General features: G+C 35.8%; 15 protein-coding genes. 5 read left to right on the top strand and 10 right to left on the bottom strand.

Annotated features, from left to right (window positions below; genetic code table 11):
• Positions 1 to 21: 21 nt before the first annotated feature.
• Positions 22 to 1,284 (top strand): carbohydrate porin, encoded by a 1,263-nt coding sequence (locus AC2G3J_RS11345; RefSeq protein WP_335954521.1) that lies wholly within the window; start codon positions 22 to 24, stop codon positions 1,282 to 1,284.
• A 189-nt stretch (positions 1,285 to 1,473) separates the two neighbouring features.
• Here AC2G3J_RS11345 and cuyB read toward each other — a convergent pair whose 3' ends face one another.
• The 5 genes from cuyB to AC2G3J_RS11320 are packed head-to-tail and all read right to left on the bottom strand — an operon-like array spanning position 1,474 to position 5,876.
• Entirely contained in the window at positions 1,474 to 2,184 is a 711-nt protein-coding gene (gene cuyB / locus AC2G3J_RS11340; RefSeq protein WP_004721068.1) for a cysteate racemase, read from the bottom strand.
• A 1-nt stretch (position 2,185) separates the two neighbouring features.
• Positions 2,186 to 3,208 (bottom strand): D-cysteate sulfo-lyase, encoded by a 1,023-nt coding sequence (cuyA, locus tag AC2G3J_RS11335; RefSeq protein ID WP_056510583.1) that lies wholly within the window; start codon positions 3,206 to 3,208, stop codon positions 2,186 to 2,188.
• A 17-nt stretch (positions 3,209 to 3,225) separates the two neighbouring features.
• Positions 3,226 to 4,017 carry an ABC transporter ATP-binding protein gene (locus AC2G3J_RS11330; RefSeq protein ID WP_336953085.1) on the bottom strand — a complete coding sequence of 264 codons (792 nt, stop codon included), beginning with the start codon at positions 4,015 to 4,017 and terminating at the stop codon, positions 3,226 to 3,228.
• The gene (locus tag AC2G3J_RS11325) at positions 4,017 to 4,796 is read right to left on the bottom strand and encodes an ABC transporter permease (RefSeq protein ID WP_056510591.1); all 780 of its coding nucleotides are present in this window, start codon (positions 4,794 to 4,796) and stop codon (positions 4,017 to 4,019) included. Before AC2G3J_RS11325 ends, AC2G3J_RS11330 begins: the two co-directional genes overlap by 1 nt.
• Before the next feature lie 9 nt (positions 4,797 to 4,805).
• A complete protein-coding gene (locus AC2G3J_RS11320; RefSeq protein WP_056510594.1) occupies positions 4,806 to 5,876 on the bottom strand; it encodes a taurine ABC transporter substrate-binding protein in 1,071 nt (356 codons plus the stop codon).
• Positions 5,877 to 6,544: 668 nt separating this feature from the next.
• Here AC2G3J_RS11320 and AC2G3J_RS11315 point away from each other — a divergent pair.
• Positions 6,545 to 7,102, top strand: a complete 558-nt coding sequence (locus AC2G3J_RS11315; protein WP_056510597.1) for a TetR/AcrR family transcriptional regulator — start codon at positions 6,545 to 6,547, stop codon at positions 7,100 to 7,102.
• 44 nt (positions 7,103 to 7,146) lie between these two features.
• On the opposite strand, the gene AC2G3J_RS11310 is transcribed toward AC2G3J_RS11315, so the two are convergent.
• The 3 genes from AC2G3J_RS11310 to AC2G3J_RS11300 all read right to left on the bottom strand — a co-directional run bounded on the left by AC2G3J_RS11310 (position 7,147) and on the right by AC2G3J_RS11300 (position 10,734).
• A complete protein-coding gene (locus tag AC2G3J_RS11310; RefSeq protein ID WP_224965358.1) occupies positions 7,147 to 8,346 on the bottom strand; it encodes a multidrug effflux MFS transporter in 1,200 nt (399 codons plus the stop codon).
• A gap of 608 nt (positions 8,347 to 8,954) precedes the next feature.
• A complete protein-coding gene (gene trmB / locus AC2G3J_RS11305) occupies positions 8,955 to 9,671 on the bottom strand; it encodes a tRNA (guanosine(46)-N7)-methyltransferase TrmB (protein ID WP_105712828.1) in 717 nt (238 codons plus the stop codon).
• A gap of 139 nt (positions 9,672 to 9,810) precedes the next feature.
• A complete protein-coding gene (locus tag AC2G3J_RS11300; protein WP_333665014.1) occupies positions 9,811 to 10,734 on the bottom strand; it encodes a LysR family transcriptional regulator in 924 nt (307 codons plus the stop codon).
• 93 nt (positions 10,735 to 10,827) lie between these two features.
• Here AC2G3J_RS11300 and AC2G3J_RS11295 point away from each other — a divergent pair, with 93 nt between their 5' ends.
• The 3 genes from AC2G3J_RS11295 to AC2G3J_RS11285 all read left to right on the top strand — a co-directional run bounded on the left by AC2G3J_RS11295 (position 10,828) and on the right by AC2G3J_RS11285 (position 13,491).
• Positions 10,828 to 11,250 carry a PACE efflux transporter gene (locus AC2G3J_RS11295; RefSeq protein ID WP_234623905.1) on the top strand — a complete coding sequence of 141 codons (423 nt, stop codon included), beginning with the start codon at positions 10,828 to 10,830 and terminating at the stop codon, positions 11,248 to 11,250.
• Between the two features lie 201 nt (positions 11,251 to 11,451).
• On the top strand, positions 11,452 to 12,711 hold the full coding sequence (locus tag AC2G3J_RS11290) for a putative DNA modification/repair radical SAM protein (protein ID WP_336953081.1): 1,260 nt from the start codon (positions 11,452 to 11,454) through the stop codon (positions 12,709 to 12,711).
• Positions 12,712 to 13,491 (top strand): TIGR03915 family putative DNA repair protein, encoded by a 780-nt coding sequence (locus AC2G3J_RS11285; RefSeq protein ID WP_336953080.1) that lies wholly within the window; start codon positions 12,712 to 12,714, stop codon positions 13,489 to 13,491.
• Between the two features lie 290 nt (positions 13,492 to 13,781).
• Here the strand turns inward: AC2G3J_RS11285 and AC2G3J_RS11280 are convergent, their stop codons facing one another.
• Positions 13,782 to 14,591 (bottom strand): siderophore-interacting protein, encoded by an 810-nt coding sequence (locus tag AC2G3J_RS11280; RefSeq protein ID WP_483769992.1) that lies wholly within the window; start codon positions 14,589 to 14,591, stop codon positions 13,782 to 13,784.
• Between the two features lie 152 nt (positions 14,592 to 14,743).
• Positions 14,744 to 15,259: a GNAT family N-acetyltransferase gene (locus AC2G3J_RS11275; RefSeq protein ID WP_336953078.1), complete on the bottom strand. Its 516-nt coding sequence runs from the start codon at positions 15,257 to 15,259 to the stop codon at positions 14,744 to 14,746.
• Positions 15,260 to 15,544: the final 285 nt, after the last annotated feature.

Here is a 15,544-nt window from a genome sequence, read left to right as displayed (position 1 = left end):
TTGCAAAATTAAGGTAAACCTATGTCAAATTTGATAAAATTTACAATTTCTCTTGTTTCATTGCTCAGTATACAGTTACATGCTGCTCAATACAGCTTAGACAAAAATAGCCCTTATTTGTTTGGTGATTGGCAGGGGATGCGGACTGAACTTTTAAAGCAAGGCATTAAATTAGATGCAAACTTGATTGTAGACAGCGCTTATTTAGTTGATGGTGGCTACAATCCGGGGAGTGATCCTAAATATGCCAGTCAATTTTTAATTGGTTCAACTTTAGATTTAGAAAAGCTGGCAAATTGGGAAGGGATGACATTAAGAGCAACAATCACAGCAAGACAAGGACAAAGTTTATCTTCAGAAGATATTTCTGATCCATCCGCACCACAGCTTGCCAATGTTCAAGCAAATTATGGTCGTGGCAACAGTAAAAGTCGATTGACCGAGTTTTCTTTGGAGAAAAACTTTAAAGAACAGGGGCTCAGTATTAAATTAGGGCGTTTGGGAATGGGTACAGATTTCAATGTGATGTCTTGTGAATTTCAAAATAATTCATTTTGTGCTGCGCAAATGGGAAAATGGCAAAGCGGAATTTGGTATAACTCTCCAATTTCTCAATGGGGTGTTCGTTTAAAATATCAATTTCACCCAGAACTCGCCTTACAAATCGGTGTTTATGAATATAACCCTCAAAATGCTTTAGAACGGCATGGCTGGAATCTGAGTACCCATCAAGCTGATGGTATCACTATTCCCATAGAGATGATCTGGCGACCGAAATCATTGATCAATGCATTAGCAGGAACTTATCGTGTAGGGGCTATGTATAACACTGCAGATGAAACTAAAAATCAAAAGGATATACGGACGGGGCAGCAACAAAATCATACCTATGGCGCTTGGTTTAATTTTGACCAGCAACTTACTTCAGTTGGTGTAGGAAAGCAGGGCTTACACAGTTTTGCAAATTTTACATTCCATAGCCGTACCACCAACAAGGTGGATCAGTCTCAACAGATCGGTCTAAAGTATTATGGGGTGATAACCAGCCGAGCTGAGGATAATTTGGGTTTTGCGCTTAATCGTATTCATATCAATAATCGTTTTGCAGATGATAAGAAACAATTTAATGCTGATGCCGAATATAATATTGAATTAAATTATAGTTATTATCCAACAAAATGGCTGATGTTACGTCCAAGCCTGCAATATATTGTTCATCCTAGTGCAACACATGATATCAACAATGCTTGGGTCTTGGCATTGGGGACAAAGCTTAACTTTTAGAATCAAGAATAGTTAATTAAATTTTATCAATGCATACTGATGTTACGAACACTAGGTATTTATCTATATTGATTATAGATGGGTTTATATACTGCTTGATCCATGCTTATGCCATATAATATAAGGCAATAAAAAGCCGAAAATAATTCAAAGTATTCTCTTAAATAGAAAATGAAGACTGATTTATTTTTAGTAAAACCACCTTACACAAGCATCTGCTAAAAGTTGCGTAGTATCGAAGCTTACATTTAAAATTGGAGATTGAATGGCGTGTAAGCCCAAGGGAATTTCTGTACAGGCTAAAATAATTGAACCTGCACCTACATCTATAAGCCGTTGACTGAGTTCTTGAAAAATGATACCTGCTTTTTCTGATTCATTCCGTTTTACAGCATAAACTGCAGGCATAAATTTTTTTTCAATTTCTTCTTCAGAATTCATTACATAAGGGATGTTATATTTACTTAATTCACGTTGATATAACTCGGTAGAAAGGGCGCCTTTGGTTGCTAAAATTCCAACTTTATCACCATATTTATAATGATCCAAAATCTGTTGTACAGTAATTTCAATCATATTTAAGATTTCAATATTGGTCTGTTGTTGTAAGTCAGCATGCCAAAAATGTGCGGTGTTACATGGAATTGCCACTTTAGCAACACCACTACGTTCTAAAATTTTTAAACCATGTAACATGGCTTTGAAAGGACTTTCACCTAAGTTTTTAAGTGCAAGTTGTCGGTCAGGAATTCCACCATGATTCCAAACAATAGTTGGAATATGTTCCTGATCTTTAGTTGCAGGGCTTGCATCGAGCAGGCGCTGTTGAAAATCAACTGCAGCACCTGGCCCCATGCCACCTAGGATTCCGAGCGTAGGAAATTCTGAAAAATCAATCATTTTACAAGCGGTATGCGTCTTTGTGAGAGAATGCTTTACGGTACCCAAATAAGCCTACAGCACCACCAGTATGCAGAAAGATCACTTTATCGTTTTTAGTGAAATAACCTTGGCGAATTAGGCCTACTAAACCTGCAAAACCTTTACCTGAGTAAACTGGGTCAAGCAAAATACCTTCAGTTCTGGCAAGGAGTTCAACAGCTTCAACCATGCTGTCTGTTGGGATACCGTAACCATCGCCAACATAGTCACTATTTGCCACAACTTTTTCACGTGCGATAAGATCAGCACTCAAACCAAGATGTTCTAAAGTTGAGCGAGTAAGTTTATAGACGTTTTCTTCTTGTTTAGATTTTTCAGCACGAACGCTGATACCTAACACAGGTAAGTTAGAATTTGTTGCAACAATACCCGCTAAAAGACCTGCTTGAGTTCCAGTACTCCCTGTTGCATGTACAAGATGAGTTGGGGCAAGTTGGATCTGGTTGAGTTGGTTAATTAATTCAATTGCAGTAGATACATAACCTAAAGCACCAATAGCGTTTGAGCCTCCACCTGGAATAATATAAGGGCGTTCACCTTGTGCTTCTAATTCTTTTGCTTTTGCTTCTAAAGCAGCAGCCATGTCTGTACCGCCAGGAACAACTTCAATTGATATGGCACCTAAAATTTCGTCCAGCAATAAGTTCCCATTGTTGTAATATTCATCTGCAGCATCACTGACGCGTTGTTCAAGTAAAACAGATGCTTTTAAGCCGAATTTATTTGCTGCAGCAATGGTTTGACGAACATGGTTAGATTGAGTTGCACCTTGAGTAATCACATGTGTTGCGCCTTTTGCAATTGCATCGCCTATTAGAAATTCTAATTTACGGGTTTTATTTCCACCAGTAGCAAGACCTGTTGCATCATCGCGTTTGATATAAATTTCAGGACCGTTTAATGCTTTGGTTAAGTTAGGTAAAAACTCAAGAGGAGTAGGTGCATGAACAAGTTTAACGCGGGGTAAATGACTTAATAACATAAAAGTGTCCTGTAGATTTAGTGTATGTAATCAATCATGCGGTTAACTTCTTTGCGCATAATTTCTAAAATATGTTTTTTGGCTTCAATGAATTCTGGCTGTGGAGCAATATTTTCAATCGTACGTGTATGGGGTAAATTGACTTGAATATCTTCTGCAATACGCCCAGGATGTCCTGCCATTAAGATAATGCGATCTGCTAAAAGTAAAGATTCGTCTATATCATGAGTGACAAATAAAACGGTCGTTTTGTTATCTTGCCAAAGCTTAGTTAATGTTTCCTGCATCAAAATACGTGTTTGAGCATCCAAAGCACCAAAGGGTTCATCCATGAGTAAAATTTTTGGTTTCATGACCCAAGCACGGGCAAGTGCAACACGTTGTTTCATCCCCCCTGAAATTTGCCAAACGCGATGATTTTCAAATTTTTTTAAACCTGTTTTTTCTAAGTAATATTCAGTTTGTTCGGTAATGTATTTAGGCTCTCCCTTTAATTGCTTAAGGGGAAAATAAATATTTTCTTTCACTGTAAGCCAAGGGAATAATTGTGCTTGTTGGAATACAACAGCTCGATCAATGCCTGGTGCTGAAATAGGTTGACCATCTACATAAATGTTACCAGAGCTAGGTTTTTCAAAACCTGCAAGTAAGTTCAAAATAGTTGATTTACCGCAGCCAGATGGACCAAGTAAACAAACGAACTGACCCTCAGAAATTTCTAAGTTAATGTCTTTTAGAACCGTATTTTCAGATTTGTTTTGCTTGAATGTTTTTTGAAGATTATTTAGCTGAATAAATGTTTGAGTCATTATACTTTTCCTGTCCAAGGTGCCCATTTTTGCTGTGCTTTTACAATGAGCCAATCTAAAATAAAGCCAATTGTTCCAAGTAAAATAATACCGACAATCACAACATCAGTACGTAAGTATGAGCCCGCGTTAATGATCATCCATCCTAAACCTGACGTTGCAGCAACCATCTCAGCCGCAATTAATGAGGTCCAACCAATACCAATCGATAAGCGAATCGTGGTGAAAATTTCAGGAAGTGAAGAGGGTAAAATGACACGAAATAAGATTGATGCTTTTCCTAGTCCCATTGTTTGTGCAGCTTGAATTAAACCCTGTGGAACGTTTTGGCTTGCTGCAGTTGCGCCAACAATTACACTAAGTAAAGTAGCAATAAAGATTAGGAAAAATTTTGATGCCTCACCAATCCCCAACCACACAACAACTAATGGGATTAAAGCAATTTTAGGAATAGGGCGTAAAAATTGTACGAATGGATCTAAAATGGCATTGAGTACAGGACTACGGCCCATTAATAACCCCAAAGGAACACCAATAATAATGGCAATGAAAAATGCAAAAAATGCACGTGCCGTACTCACTAAAATGTGTTGATAAAATGGAGCATCTCGATAACCGTTTTGAAATAAATCTAAAACTGTATCTACTATTTGTAAGGGGGATGGCAATAAAATGGGTGACACAAGTTTAAAGGTACACACAAGCTGCCAAATAACAACAAAAGTGATTAGTGATAATGCACTAATTACTTTTGCTTTAAACGGGTTCAACTGACTCATTCTATAACCTTATTTAGTTGCTTCGATAAGGTATTTACTGTCGATATTGGGCGCATAACTTTTTGGAACATCAGACTGTTTTAGCTCGCCGATACCGACTAAAAATTTAGCAATATCTTGAGTTGCTTTTGCCAAGCCTGAGTTTTCATCGTTTGATGTTGTACCTAGGTACTTTTCAGATGCTTGATCTTTCAAAGGAATGTAATCAATACCTGCCAATGTAGTTTCAACTTGCTCGTATGGAAGGTTTAAGTATTTAGAAATTTTTTCAGAAGCTAATTTCGGATCTTTTTTATATTCATCAACTTGTTCTTGGTATGCTTTTAAAAACTTAATCACAAGATCGGGGTGTTTTTCTGCAAACTCTTTGCGGACAGCGAAGTTGTTATAAACCAAAATGCCTTGTTCATTTAGTGTCGTTGTACGATAAATCTCTTTGCCACCTTGTTTTTCTAATTGTTGTGTAAATGGGCCCCAAACATAGGCAGCATCAATATCGCCACGAGTCCATGCAGAAACAATTTCAGCAGGTTTAAGTGGTAATAATTTGATTTTTGATTTATCAATTTTATTTAATGTAAGTGCTTGTTCTAATGCATATTGTGCAGTTGAGTTTGCAGGGAAAGCAACTTTTTTACCCACTAAGTCTTGTAGAGTTTTAATTTCAGGTCGAACAATCAAACGCTCTGCACTTGAAATTAGACCCTCTAAGCCAATGACTTCAATGGGTAATCCGCGAGTGATCCCTGCAACAGCAGGACTTGAACCAAAACGGGCGATATCAATTTCATTGGCAGCAAAGTAATTAATCACATCTGCTCCCGATGCAAATTCAACCCACTTAATTTTGGTGCCTAAAGCTTTTTCAAAATCTCCGTCGGCTTTACCTAGGACCCAGACACGGGGACCACCACCCCAAGCAAAACGGACCTCTTGTGGTTGTTCTGCTGTTTGTGACGCTTCAGCTTTGGGTTCATTGTTTTGTGGCGATTTATTTCCACAACCAACTAAAAGTGTAAAACTGAGAATACCGAGGGACAAAGCCAAATTTTTAAAATGAAAACCTGTTGTATTCAACATTTTTCTTTCCAGTGTTTTTGAAATTTCTCCGATCTTAATGAGAATTTTAAATTAATAAAAATATGAAAAAATGGAATAGTTATATATAAAATAGATGTTATCTTTATGAATAAAAAAGAAATATTTATAGTTTTTAAAAGTAAAGATTATACCTTGTAGTCAAATTTTTAAGATGATGTGCTTTTAAAGCATAGGTAGAAATTTGATTATAAAATCATTTATTTAAATAATTGATGATCACATTCTGATTACTTCAAGTAAAAAATATCAAAAATACACATGCTGGTTTTCGTATTGATAAGTACTTTCGGACCAAGCCTATAAGTTTAATTAAAAAGGGTGATTAAAATGAGAATGATCAATTAACAAACAAACTAAAATTTGGTTTGATTAACATTCATTTAACTTATCTAACTAGGTATATGAATTTTAAACCATTATTAGATTAGGAGGTAATGAACATGTGCTTGATCAAAATTGTGGAATATTAAAGCCAATCAGTTACGCACAAAAAATGTATAAGTAATTAGCCTCTCCATTAAAAATATATTATTGAATATATCTTTAGTGATGGCTTTATAAAATGAAGTCAGGTGACTTTAGCTTAAATTCTTCTTTAATGATGATAATTTTAATATAATAGGCAAAATTTTTGTTAGGTTTCATTTGTGACAGCACAAAAAATTCAAAGTATTGCATTGCAGCGATTCGCAAAACAAGGCTTTACTGCAACATCAATGAATGAAATAGCCGAAGACGTTGGCATTAAAAAACCCTCTATTTATGCACATTTCAAAAATAAAGATGATTTATATTTGAGTCTAATTCCGATTATGATTAATCATGAACTGACTTATGCAAAAAATACATTAACTGGTGGAGAAAATTTTCATCAACAACTTTGTGCGTATTTCTGCAGCATAGGTGAACGATTTGATGCTTCATATGATGTACAATTTTGGATGAATGCGCTCATTAACCCACCACAGCATATTTATGATCAAGTGATTGATCCGATGCATATATTTATGGATGATTTGGAGAATATCTTTAAAAACGTATTCCCTGAAAATATAGAAAACAAGAAGTTTGATTCAACAACTTTGGCTCGACTGTGCATGTGTTTTGTAGATGCTTTGCAAAGTGAGCTCATTTATGGTGGTAAAGATAAATATAAAAAAAGATTAGATGCGATCTTAAAAGCACTTGAGGTGTTAATCGGTTAAAAGGTGCTAAATATCTAATATTAGATATTTAGCACTATCTATTTTTAAGCATTTTTATGAGCAATTGTATTTAATATAATCATACAAAAAGCACATATAAGTAAAGTTACAGGAAGGACGAGGATATTTTCTGTTGCAAGACTGGCAATAAAACCAATAACTGCTCCGAAACTATATTGAAGTAAGCCAATTAAAGCTGAAGCGATTCCTGCTAAGTGATGTTGTACCTGTTGCATGGTCAGTGCTGTAAGATTACCAAATAAAAGCCCTGTAGAACTAATAACCACAGTCAGTAATAGGGTGTAAGCCCATAAACTTGGTGTATACAGTAACGTTACTAGGCTAAGCATAAGTGTAAAAAACATTAAAATAATAGAGCCTAGCTTTAAAACTTGGTAAGCAGACCATCCTCTATTCAATAACCAAATTGAAAGCTGACCAAAGATGATGAAACACAGTGCATTGAGTGCAAAGAGATAACTATAATGTTCAGGGCTGACTGAGTAATGTTGAATAAAAATATAGGGTGAATTGCTAATGTAGAAGAAGAACCCACCGAGTAGAAAGCCTCCAGCAAGGGTAAAACTGAAATAGCTTTTATTTCTACATAGAAGATAGTAATTTTTGAAAATATTTTTTAGATTTAAGGGTTGTCTATTCGAAAGAGCTAATGTTTCTGGAACAGATATACTACTCCACACCAATAACATAAAAGATAGTAAGGCTAATGTATAAAAAATAATATGCCATGTGCCGTAGTTCAAAAGTTGACTTCCAACCAAAGGGGCAATGATTGGAATGACCATCATGACTTGCATTAACACAGAAAAATGGCGAGCTGCATCTTGCTCATTACAAATATCGCTAATAATTGCTCTAGGTGTGACCAGACCAGATGCAGCACCAATGGCTTGAAGAAAGCGTGCGAACAATAATAGTTCAAGTGAAGTTGCGACTGCTGCGAGCAGAGAACCCAAAATAAAAATAATTAAACCAATTAATAATGGAATTCTTCGACCAAAACGATCAAGAAATGGTCCATATAAGCCTTGGCCAACAGCTAAACCTACTAAAAAAATTGATAATGTTTGTTGGATTTGACTGGTAGATACCTGTAATGAGGTCGCTATCACTGGAAATGCGGGCACATAAATATCAATTGCTAAGGCATCTAAAGCAGTTAATAGTGAGAGTAATATGATAAATGAAGTACTCATTTTGTGAGTCTGTAAGTGACCTTGCATAAATTTCACCCAAGTTTGTATAATTAAAACTACCTAACGGTAGGTAGTTTATTTTTGTTTGTTTTTAAAATCAACCAAAATACGATTTTTAATGGAGTTAAAGAGCAGGGCGCCAAAGGTAGCTTTATATGTATAAAAAGAATCCTTACTGAATAATCTTTTAAAATGAACCAACTATCGTCATTAAATTACAACATATAAAATAATAGTCACGCTGAGTGAATGCTGAAAGTATTAGTCAAAGAGCTTGATGTAAAATTACATGCAAGTAGAGAATGTTGTTTTAGAACCGGTTTCAATTTGTAGTCGTTCAGACTTTGATCTGACAATTATCAATATTTGTTTGAATATCAAAAAATGACCATTATTTAATTGACCTTTAGCCCTGATTTGTTCTCTTGATTCTTATCCGGCTGAATTTTGCGCTGAGTAGATACTATGGCTCGTATGAGGTCTTATATTTATGTTTTGATTGTTTGAATTAATTATTTTTAGAACAAGAATTAACTCGAATAATTACCTAAATTTAGATGTAAAAATAGGGTTAAATAATTAATATTTAACCCTATAATATTTAATTGTAGACTCAGTCTAGTTTTCTTAGATCATTAATTTATTTTCTTAAAAATAAAGTCATTAATCTTATGGCCTGCCTCAATACCACGACGTTCAAACTTGGTTTGTGGACGCCAGTCCGGACGAGGATAGCTATTGCCTTTGCCTGCTAAGTTTTCTAAACGAGGGCGATTGTCTAAAACATCAAGCATCCATTCAGCGTACGGTTCCCAGTCTGTTGCAGCATGGAATGTACCACCGATTTCAAGTTTTTCTTCAACCAATGGCATACGATCATGAGAAACAAAACGGCGTTTAAAATGTCGTTTTTTCTGCCAAGGATCAGGGAAATAAAGTTGAACCGTATTGATACTATTGTCAGGCATTTCTCGTAAAACTTGAATTGCATCTGCATCTAAAACACGTAGGTTTTTAACTTCCGCCATTCCTGCTTCATAAACACATTGCGCAATACCAGGTACATGCACTTCGATTCCAACAAAATTACGTTCAGGATTGGCTTTTGCCATCAGGACCAAAGAGCGGCCCATACCAAAACCAATTTCTACCGTAAGTGGGCGTTCAGGATGTTCAAAGTGTTGACGTAAATCGCCGACAGGGTATTCCAAAATTAAATCACGATGTTGTTCAAGCGCAGTACGTTGTGAAGTATTGAGCGGTGACGATCTACGCATAAATGTCACAATTTCACGGTGTTCTTGCAAATTGTCTAATTCTACAATTTGTGCTTCAATTTGATCGTTTGACATGTTTTAGGTAATACTAGAAATCTAAAAGGCGTATTGTAAGTGCTGAGCTTCGCAAGTCAAATTTTTTATAGAATTTCATTCAATTCTAATAAATTCACAATGAAAACTGGATAAAATAAAATCACTATCGAGCGCTGAGTCAGAGAGTATTGCTGTTACTCAAAGAGTCGTTATGTTCATTTAGACTTTGTCTAATTAACTCGATTAATTCGCGCGATGCTTTAGGTAGTGCTTTATCTTTTAACCAAATCAGATAAATCGGAACAGAAAGTTGATTGTAGGTATTTTTAAAATCAATTTGGATTAAACGCCCAGCATCAATATGTGACTTAACCAATGAATATGGAAAATTTCCCCATCCTAAGCCGATCTCAACCATATCAATCGCCGTTTGTAGATCATTGGTTCGCCAGTAAGATGCAGCAATTACCGATCTCAAATCTGCAATATCAAGCGCACTACTCGCGACAACAATTTGCCGAACATTAACCAAATCCTCGATATAAATAGGATGAACTGCTTGATTCATCAAGGCATGATTTGCAGATATCGTTGCAACAACAACCTCCATGCTGACCAACTGCAAATGTTCTTGCATTTTGATATGTTGCCCTGAACCCGCTAAACAAATTGTGATTTGTTCTGAATACAGTAAATGCAAAATATCATCTTGTGGTGCAGTAATAATTTCGATATTGAGCAGCGGATATTTTAATGCAAGTTTATCAATAGATTGTAAAAGTTTCTGATTGTTTACATCCGATACAACACCTATTTTTAAAGTACTCTCCAAACCTAAGGACAGTTCATAAGCATGCTTACTCAATTGTTTTAATTGTTCTGAGATGATTCTTGCTTGTGGGGCTAAGGCAAGTGCTGAAGCTGTTGGAATCACTTTGCGGGGTGTTCTTTCAAACAGCTGTAAGCCTAATTCTGCTTCGATATTTGCGATGCCCATACTGACGGCTGATGGTACTCGATTTAAGGCACGAGCCGCAGCAGAAAAAGAGCCTGTATCCAGTACTTTTACAAATAATTCTATATTTTCGCTGGTGAAATTCATAATTGGTATCAGTCAAACTGAAAGCTATTGTCTTTATCTATTATTATAACTGAAATTAAAATAGCTTTTTTGAAAATTTGTTTGGGTAAGTTTATGCAAGGTCTTAAACGTAGAGTAATTTATGTAAGTACCTATGAAATCATTGGATTAGGTATTTCTTCTTTAGGGCTGGCACTACTTTCGGGTACACAATTAACCCATACGGGGCCTTTGGCTTTCCTGATTACCACGATTGCTGTGAGCTGGAACTTTATTTATAACTTAATTTTTGAAGCATGGGAAAAACGCCAAACTTTACGTCAACGTACAGTAAAACGCCGTGTAGCTCATGCGATTGGATTTCAATTAACCTTAGTGGTTTTTCTTATTCCATTGATTGCATGGTGGATGAATATTAGTTTTCTAGATGCATTTTTATTAGATGCGGCTTTAATTGTTATCATTCCAATTTATACCTTTATTTTTAATTGGTCTTTTGATCGATTATTTGGTGTTCCACTTTCAGCTCAAGCTTAAAAATGTAGTTGTTTCTGCTTAAGTTATTTGGCCATTCAATTGAATGGGCAAATAACTCAGGTTTTTTCTAGCCCAATAATTTCTATTTAACGCTTTAAATTTATACGACAGCTGGTGTCGCAACAATAAAGAAATAGCCATTGCTGAACGCTCATAATTTATATAATCACTAGAGTTCATTCGGAAAATTAGGTGTGAGTGATGACAGAGCGTATTAGAGAAAAACTGCAAATTTTAGCAGATGCTGCGAAGTATGATGTGTCATGTTCATCCAGTGGCAGTAACCGTAAAAACAAAGACAGTGGGCTAGGCAATACGGGAGCTGGAATTTGCCATAGTTATACCGAAGATGGTCGATGTGTGTCGCTGCTTAAAATCTTATTTTCCAATGTGTGTATTTTTGATTGCTCATATTGTGTTTCTCGCCGTTCTAACGATGTCAAACGAGCTGCTTTTACGGTACAAGAAGTTGTTGATTTAACCATTAATTTTTATAGAAGAAATTATATCGAAGGGCTGTTTCTCAGTTCAGGAATTTTTAAGTCAGCAGACTATACCATGGAGCGCATGCTACAAGTCGTTAAAAAGCTACGATTAGAAGAAAACTTTAATGGCTATATTCATTTGAAAACAATTCCAGGTGCTTCACAGGAGATTATCCATGAGGCTGGGCTTTATGTAGATCGGATGAGTATCAATTTAGAAATGCCTACTGCTGAAGGTCTTAAAAAGTTTGCCCCTGAAAAAACCCATGATGAAGTGCAAAAAGATTTGGGTATTATTCGCGATCGCTTGATTCAATTTAAAGATGAAAGAAAGATTATAAAAACTGTGCCGAAGTTTGTCCCAGCAGGGCAAACAACTCAAATGGTGGTGGGCGCACATAATGAAACGGATCAGGATATTATCTTAATGGCTGATCGTCACTACAAAGAATTTAAACTAAAACGGGTATATTTTTCGGGCTATATTCCGATTAATGATGAAGAAAAAGCATTGCCTTCGGTGGGTTCAGCACCGCCATTGCTGCGTGAAAATAGATTGTATCAATCTGATTGGTTAATGCGATTTTATGGCTTTGAAGCGACTGAAATTGTTAATGCACAGCATCCAAATTTAGACTTAGATATCGACCCCAAACTAAGTTGGGCGCTACGTCATCCTGAACAATTTCCTATCGATATCAATCAAGCTGATTATCGAATGATCTTAAGAGTCCCAGGAATTGGGGTGCGTTCAGCTAAAAAAATTGTTCAAGCACGTCGCTTTGGTAAAATTCATATTGATCAAATCAAAAAATTGGGTATTGCTTATAATAGGGCAATGCATTTTATTCGTTGTGCAGATACCCCGCCATTTTTAAAAGATCAATTACCCAGCCAAATTCGCCAGAAAATATTACAAACAGGGCATTCAAAATATACTCAACAACTTTCACCCCAGTTGGATTTATTATTCTAAATGGCTAAATATATTTTTGATGGGACCATGACCGGGATTTTGTGTTGTGTATTTCGTGCATTTCAATTCAAAGAGTTTGATGTCTTTGTCTCAAGTGAAAACAACACTCAATCGGCTTTATTTGATGAAACGATTTTTGTTGAATCTAATGACGACCAAGCCAATAGAGTTTGGCAAGGCCTAAAGTTAAAAGTTTCAGCAAGTGGTTTACGTAATTTTTACTATACTTTTTTATCTGAACAGGAAGATGCTTTTCAACATCTGTTTAATTTTAGTGTTTATGCATTCTTCGCTCAAAAAGCGATTGACCGTGATTATGGTCATCCAGATGTTTTGGCACTGTCAAAGTGGGCCAAACAAGTGGGAAGAGAAAAGCACCGTATGGAAGCTTTTGTTCGCTTTAAAAAATGTAAAGATGAATTATTTTTAAGCTTGGTTAAGCCAGATTTCAATGTTTTGCCTTTGATCGAAAAGCATTTTAAATCCAGATATCAAGACCAGCGCTGGCTTATTTATGATGAAAAACGAAATTTTGGTATCTACTATGATTTAAAACAGGTTCACCATGTCAATATGAATGTCTTAGACATTGATCAAAATATTCGTCAAGGCTCTAGTCAGGAGTTTAGTGTTGAATTAGATCATCAAGAGGTTCTATATGATCAGCTTTGGAAAGATTATTTTAACAGTGTAAATATTTCAGCGCGGAAAAACATTAAACTGCATATTCAATATGTACCAAAGCGATATTGGCGTTATATGAATGAGAAAACGATTTAAATGTTTTTAAATCAACAATATGAACTGTATTGTGGCCTAGATAATACGAGTTTGGTCTCGATGTTTTACTGGCTTTCTCCATTACATTCATGAAGGAATTTGAAATTTCTTTAGTTTTTAGAGACATGACCAGATTCTCTAATTATTCTATATTTCAAAGACTCGTGTTCTTTTCAATTGAGTTTTTTCGGAATTAAAAACCTTATAAATACTAGTTTATAAGGTTTTAGAAGTTTTACCTGAAATAATACCAATTATATATTGAGATTGATCATTTATTCACTTTGAGCTTAATCATCTATCACTTTAGACTGTCGCTCATTATCTGCTTTCCCAATCTGCCAATAAGAACAAGCATAACAATCTTCTTTGCCCCAATCACTTTGCTTTCTTAAGATGTTACGACATGCGCGAACAGCTTGTAGTTCAGCGGTAATATGTGCAAAACGGCTTGCTGGTAGATTAATAAATTCAGGATGGCGTAGCAACTCGTCAGCCAATAAACTTTGCTGAAGCGGCTGCGGATTGAACAGCCATATTTGCTCTAAATTAGCTTGTGTATGCAGTTCGATTTGATCTTCTACAGTTGCCACTTCGGCAATGACATATACTTTGGCATCAACTGTTAATTTCTCTAAGATCGCTTGAGTGACTGCAAGCCCAGTCCCATCAGTAATAATGAGATAATGATTCAGTCCTGTAGGGATTGAATTTTTAGCGGCAGTAGACATGGTTATACCAATTTGATCCCCTGGTTGGGCACGATCTGCCCAGTGACAAGCCACCGTATCTGTACCATGCATTGCAAACTCGATGGTTAGGGTTTTATTGACTAAATCAATATCGCGATGGGTATAAGTCCGAATTTCTGGCATCATCTCAGGATTATTGACGATCCATTTACGCTGATCAAAATCAAAATCGGGAATTTCTATTGTGGTTTGATCATGCCTTGGAATAAAAATTTTATTGTTATCACCAATACAGGTGTGTTTGAATTTCTCTACATCTGCACAGTCAAAAATAATACGGATATAGTTTGGACCTAGATATATTTTCTCTTTCACTTGAATAAAAGTGCGATGTGCATTCAGCGCCATGATTTATTCCATATAAATAACAATAATTCTCATTATCGTATCGGCTTTTACTTGAAAATGCCACCATTACCGCGAGAGTTGACTATAAAACTGCAAAGATGCTCGGCATCCTGCATCAATAAATCATAAACAATTCAAGCTATCCATTGGTATTATTGAGTATGAGGAGGAATAGCATAACTTACAGAATCATATTTAGGTTTCTTTTTATACTCAGAAATAATCCCACCTAAAGATTCCGCGATATGGCGACTGGCATAATTTTCGACAGCTACAGGATAAATAAAATTTTTAAAACTCAAGTTAACAGAAGCCCAATGAACCATGCTTGTTACCGCATCTTTACCAAATCCTGACTTATGTCGATCTTCTCGAATCCAAATGCCTAATTCAGGTGTTTCCGTTTGTATTTGATGCAGTCCTGCCAGGCCAAGAAACTCATGATTAACAATGTGTCTGACAACGAAAATTAACTCATTCCCATCTTTAATATTCTCTAGCCATTTATGCCAGATCTCATCAAACTCTTGACGGCTTTGCGGTGGATCCCAAGTCATATATCGTGTCAAGGTGGGAGTAATATACTGAAATACCTCATCAGCATCTAAAGGTGTAAATGGTTTTAAAACAACTTGAGAAAAATGAATCTCTATATTATTCCAGTTCAAAAGAACCTCGAAAATTGTGAATTAGGGTTAATTTATCGCATAGAAGACAAAAGGTACATGGTTAAAATCAGGATAGGTTTAAGCTAAAAACGATCTTAAATTGAAGTCATCAATAGGGATATCGATCCTAGTTTTCTGACTTTATTCTGAATATCGAGTTTCAATTTAATCCTTGTACGCATGGCAATCAGAATTTTTATTGATTTACTTTAATCACTAATCCTCGGAGTAAAAGGTTTAGTGCAGCTCTTCCAGACTTGAGTCCTTTATTATGGTTTTCACCAT

The sequence above is a fragment of the Acinetobacter legionensis genome (genome assembly GCF_057165765.1).
The sequence above is the reverse complement of the archived record's forward strand: the minus strand, read 5'-3'. Positions and strand labels throughout refer to the sequence as shown.

Coding starts and splice junctions, on each gene's coding strand:
- AC2G3J_RS11320 (WP_056510594.1), bottom strand. CDS start 5,876: ATGTTGAATACAACAGGTTTTCATTTTAAAAATTTGGCTTTGTCCCTC.
- AC2G3J_RS11285 (WP_336953080.1), top strand. CDS start 12,712: ATGGCTAAATATATTTTTGATGGGACCATGACCGGGATTTTGTGTTGT.
- cuyB (WP_004721068.1), bottom strand. CDS start 2,184: ATGATTGATTTTTCAGAATTTCCTACGCTCGGAATCCTAGGTGGCATG.
- cuyA (WP_056510583.1), bottom strand. CDS start 3,208: ATGTTATTAAGTCATTTACCCCGCGTTAAACTTGTTCATGCACCTACT.
- AC2G3J_RS11330 (WP_336953085.1), bottom strand. CDS start 4,017: ATGACTCAAACATTTATTCAGCTAAATAATCTTCAAAAAACATTCAAG.
- AC2G3J_RS11290 (WP_336953081.1), top strand. CDS start 11,452: ATGACAGAGCGTATTAGAGAAAAACTGCAAATTTTAGCAGATGCTGCG.
- AC2G3J_RS11310 (WP_224965358.1), bottom strand. CDS start 8,346: ATGCAAGGTCACTTACAGACTCACAAAATGAGTACTTCATTTATCATA.
- trmB (WP_105712828.1), bottom strand. CDS start 9,671: ATGTCAAACGATCAAATTGAAGCACAAATTGTAGAATTAGACAATTTG.
- AC2G3J_RS11300 (WP_333665014.1), bottom strand. CDS start 10,734: ATGAATTTCACCAGCGAAAATATAGAATTATTTGTAAAAGTACTGGAT.
- AC2G3J_RS11295 (WP_234623905.1), top strand. CDS start 10,828: ATGCAAGGTCTTAAACGTAGAGTAATTTATGTAAGTACCTATGAAATC.
- AC2G3J_RS11280 (WP_483769992.1), bottom strand. CDS start 14,591: ATGGCGCTGAATGCACATCGCACTTTTATTCAAGTGAAAGAGAAAATA.
- AC2G3J_RS11325 (WP_056510591.1), bottom strand. CDS start 4,796: ATGAGTCAGTTGAACCCGTTTAAAGCAAAAGTAATTAGTGCATTATCA.
- AC2G3J_RS11345 (WP_335954521.1), top strand. CDS start 22: ATGTCAAATTTGATAAAATTTACAATTTCTCTTGTTTCATTGCTCAGT.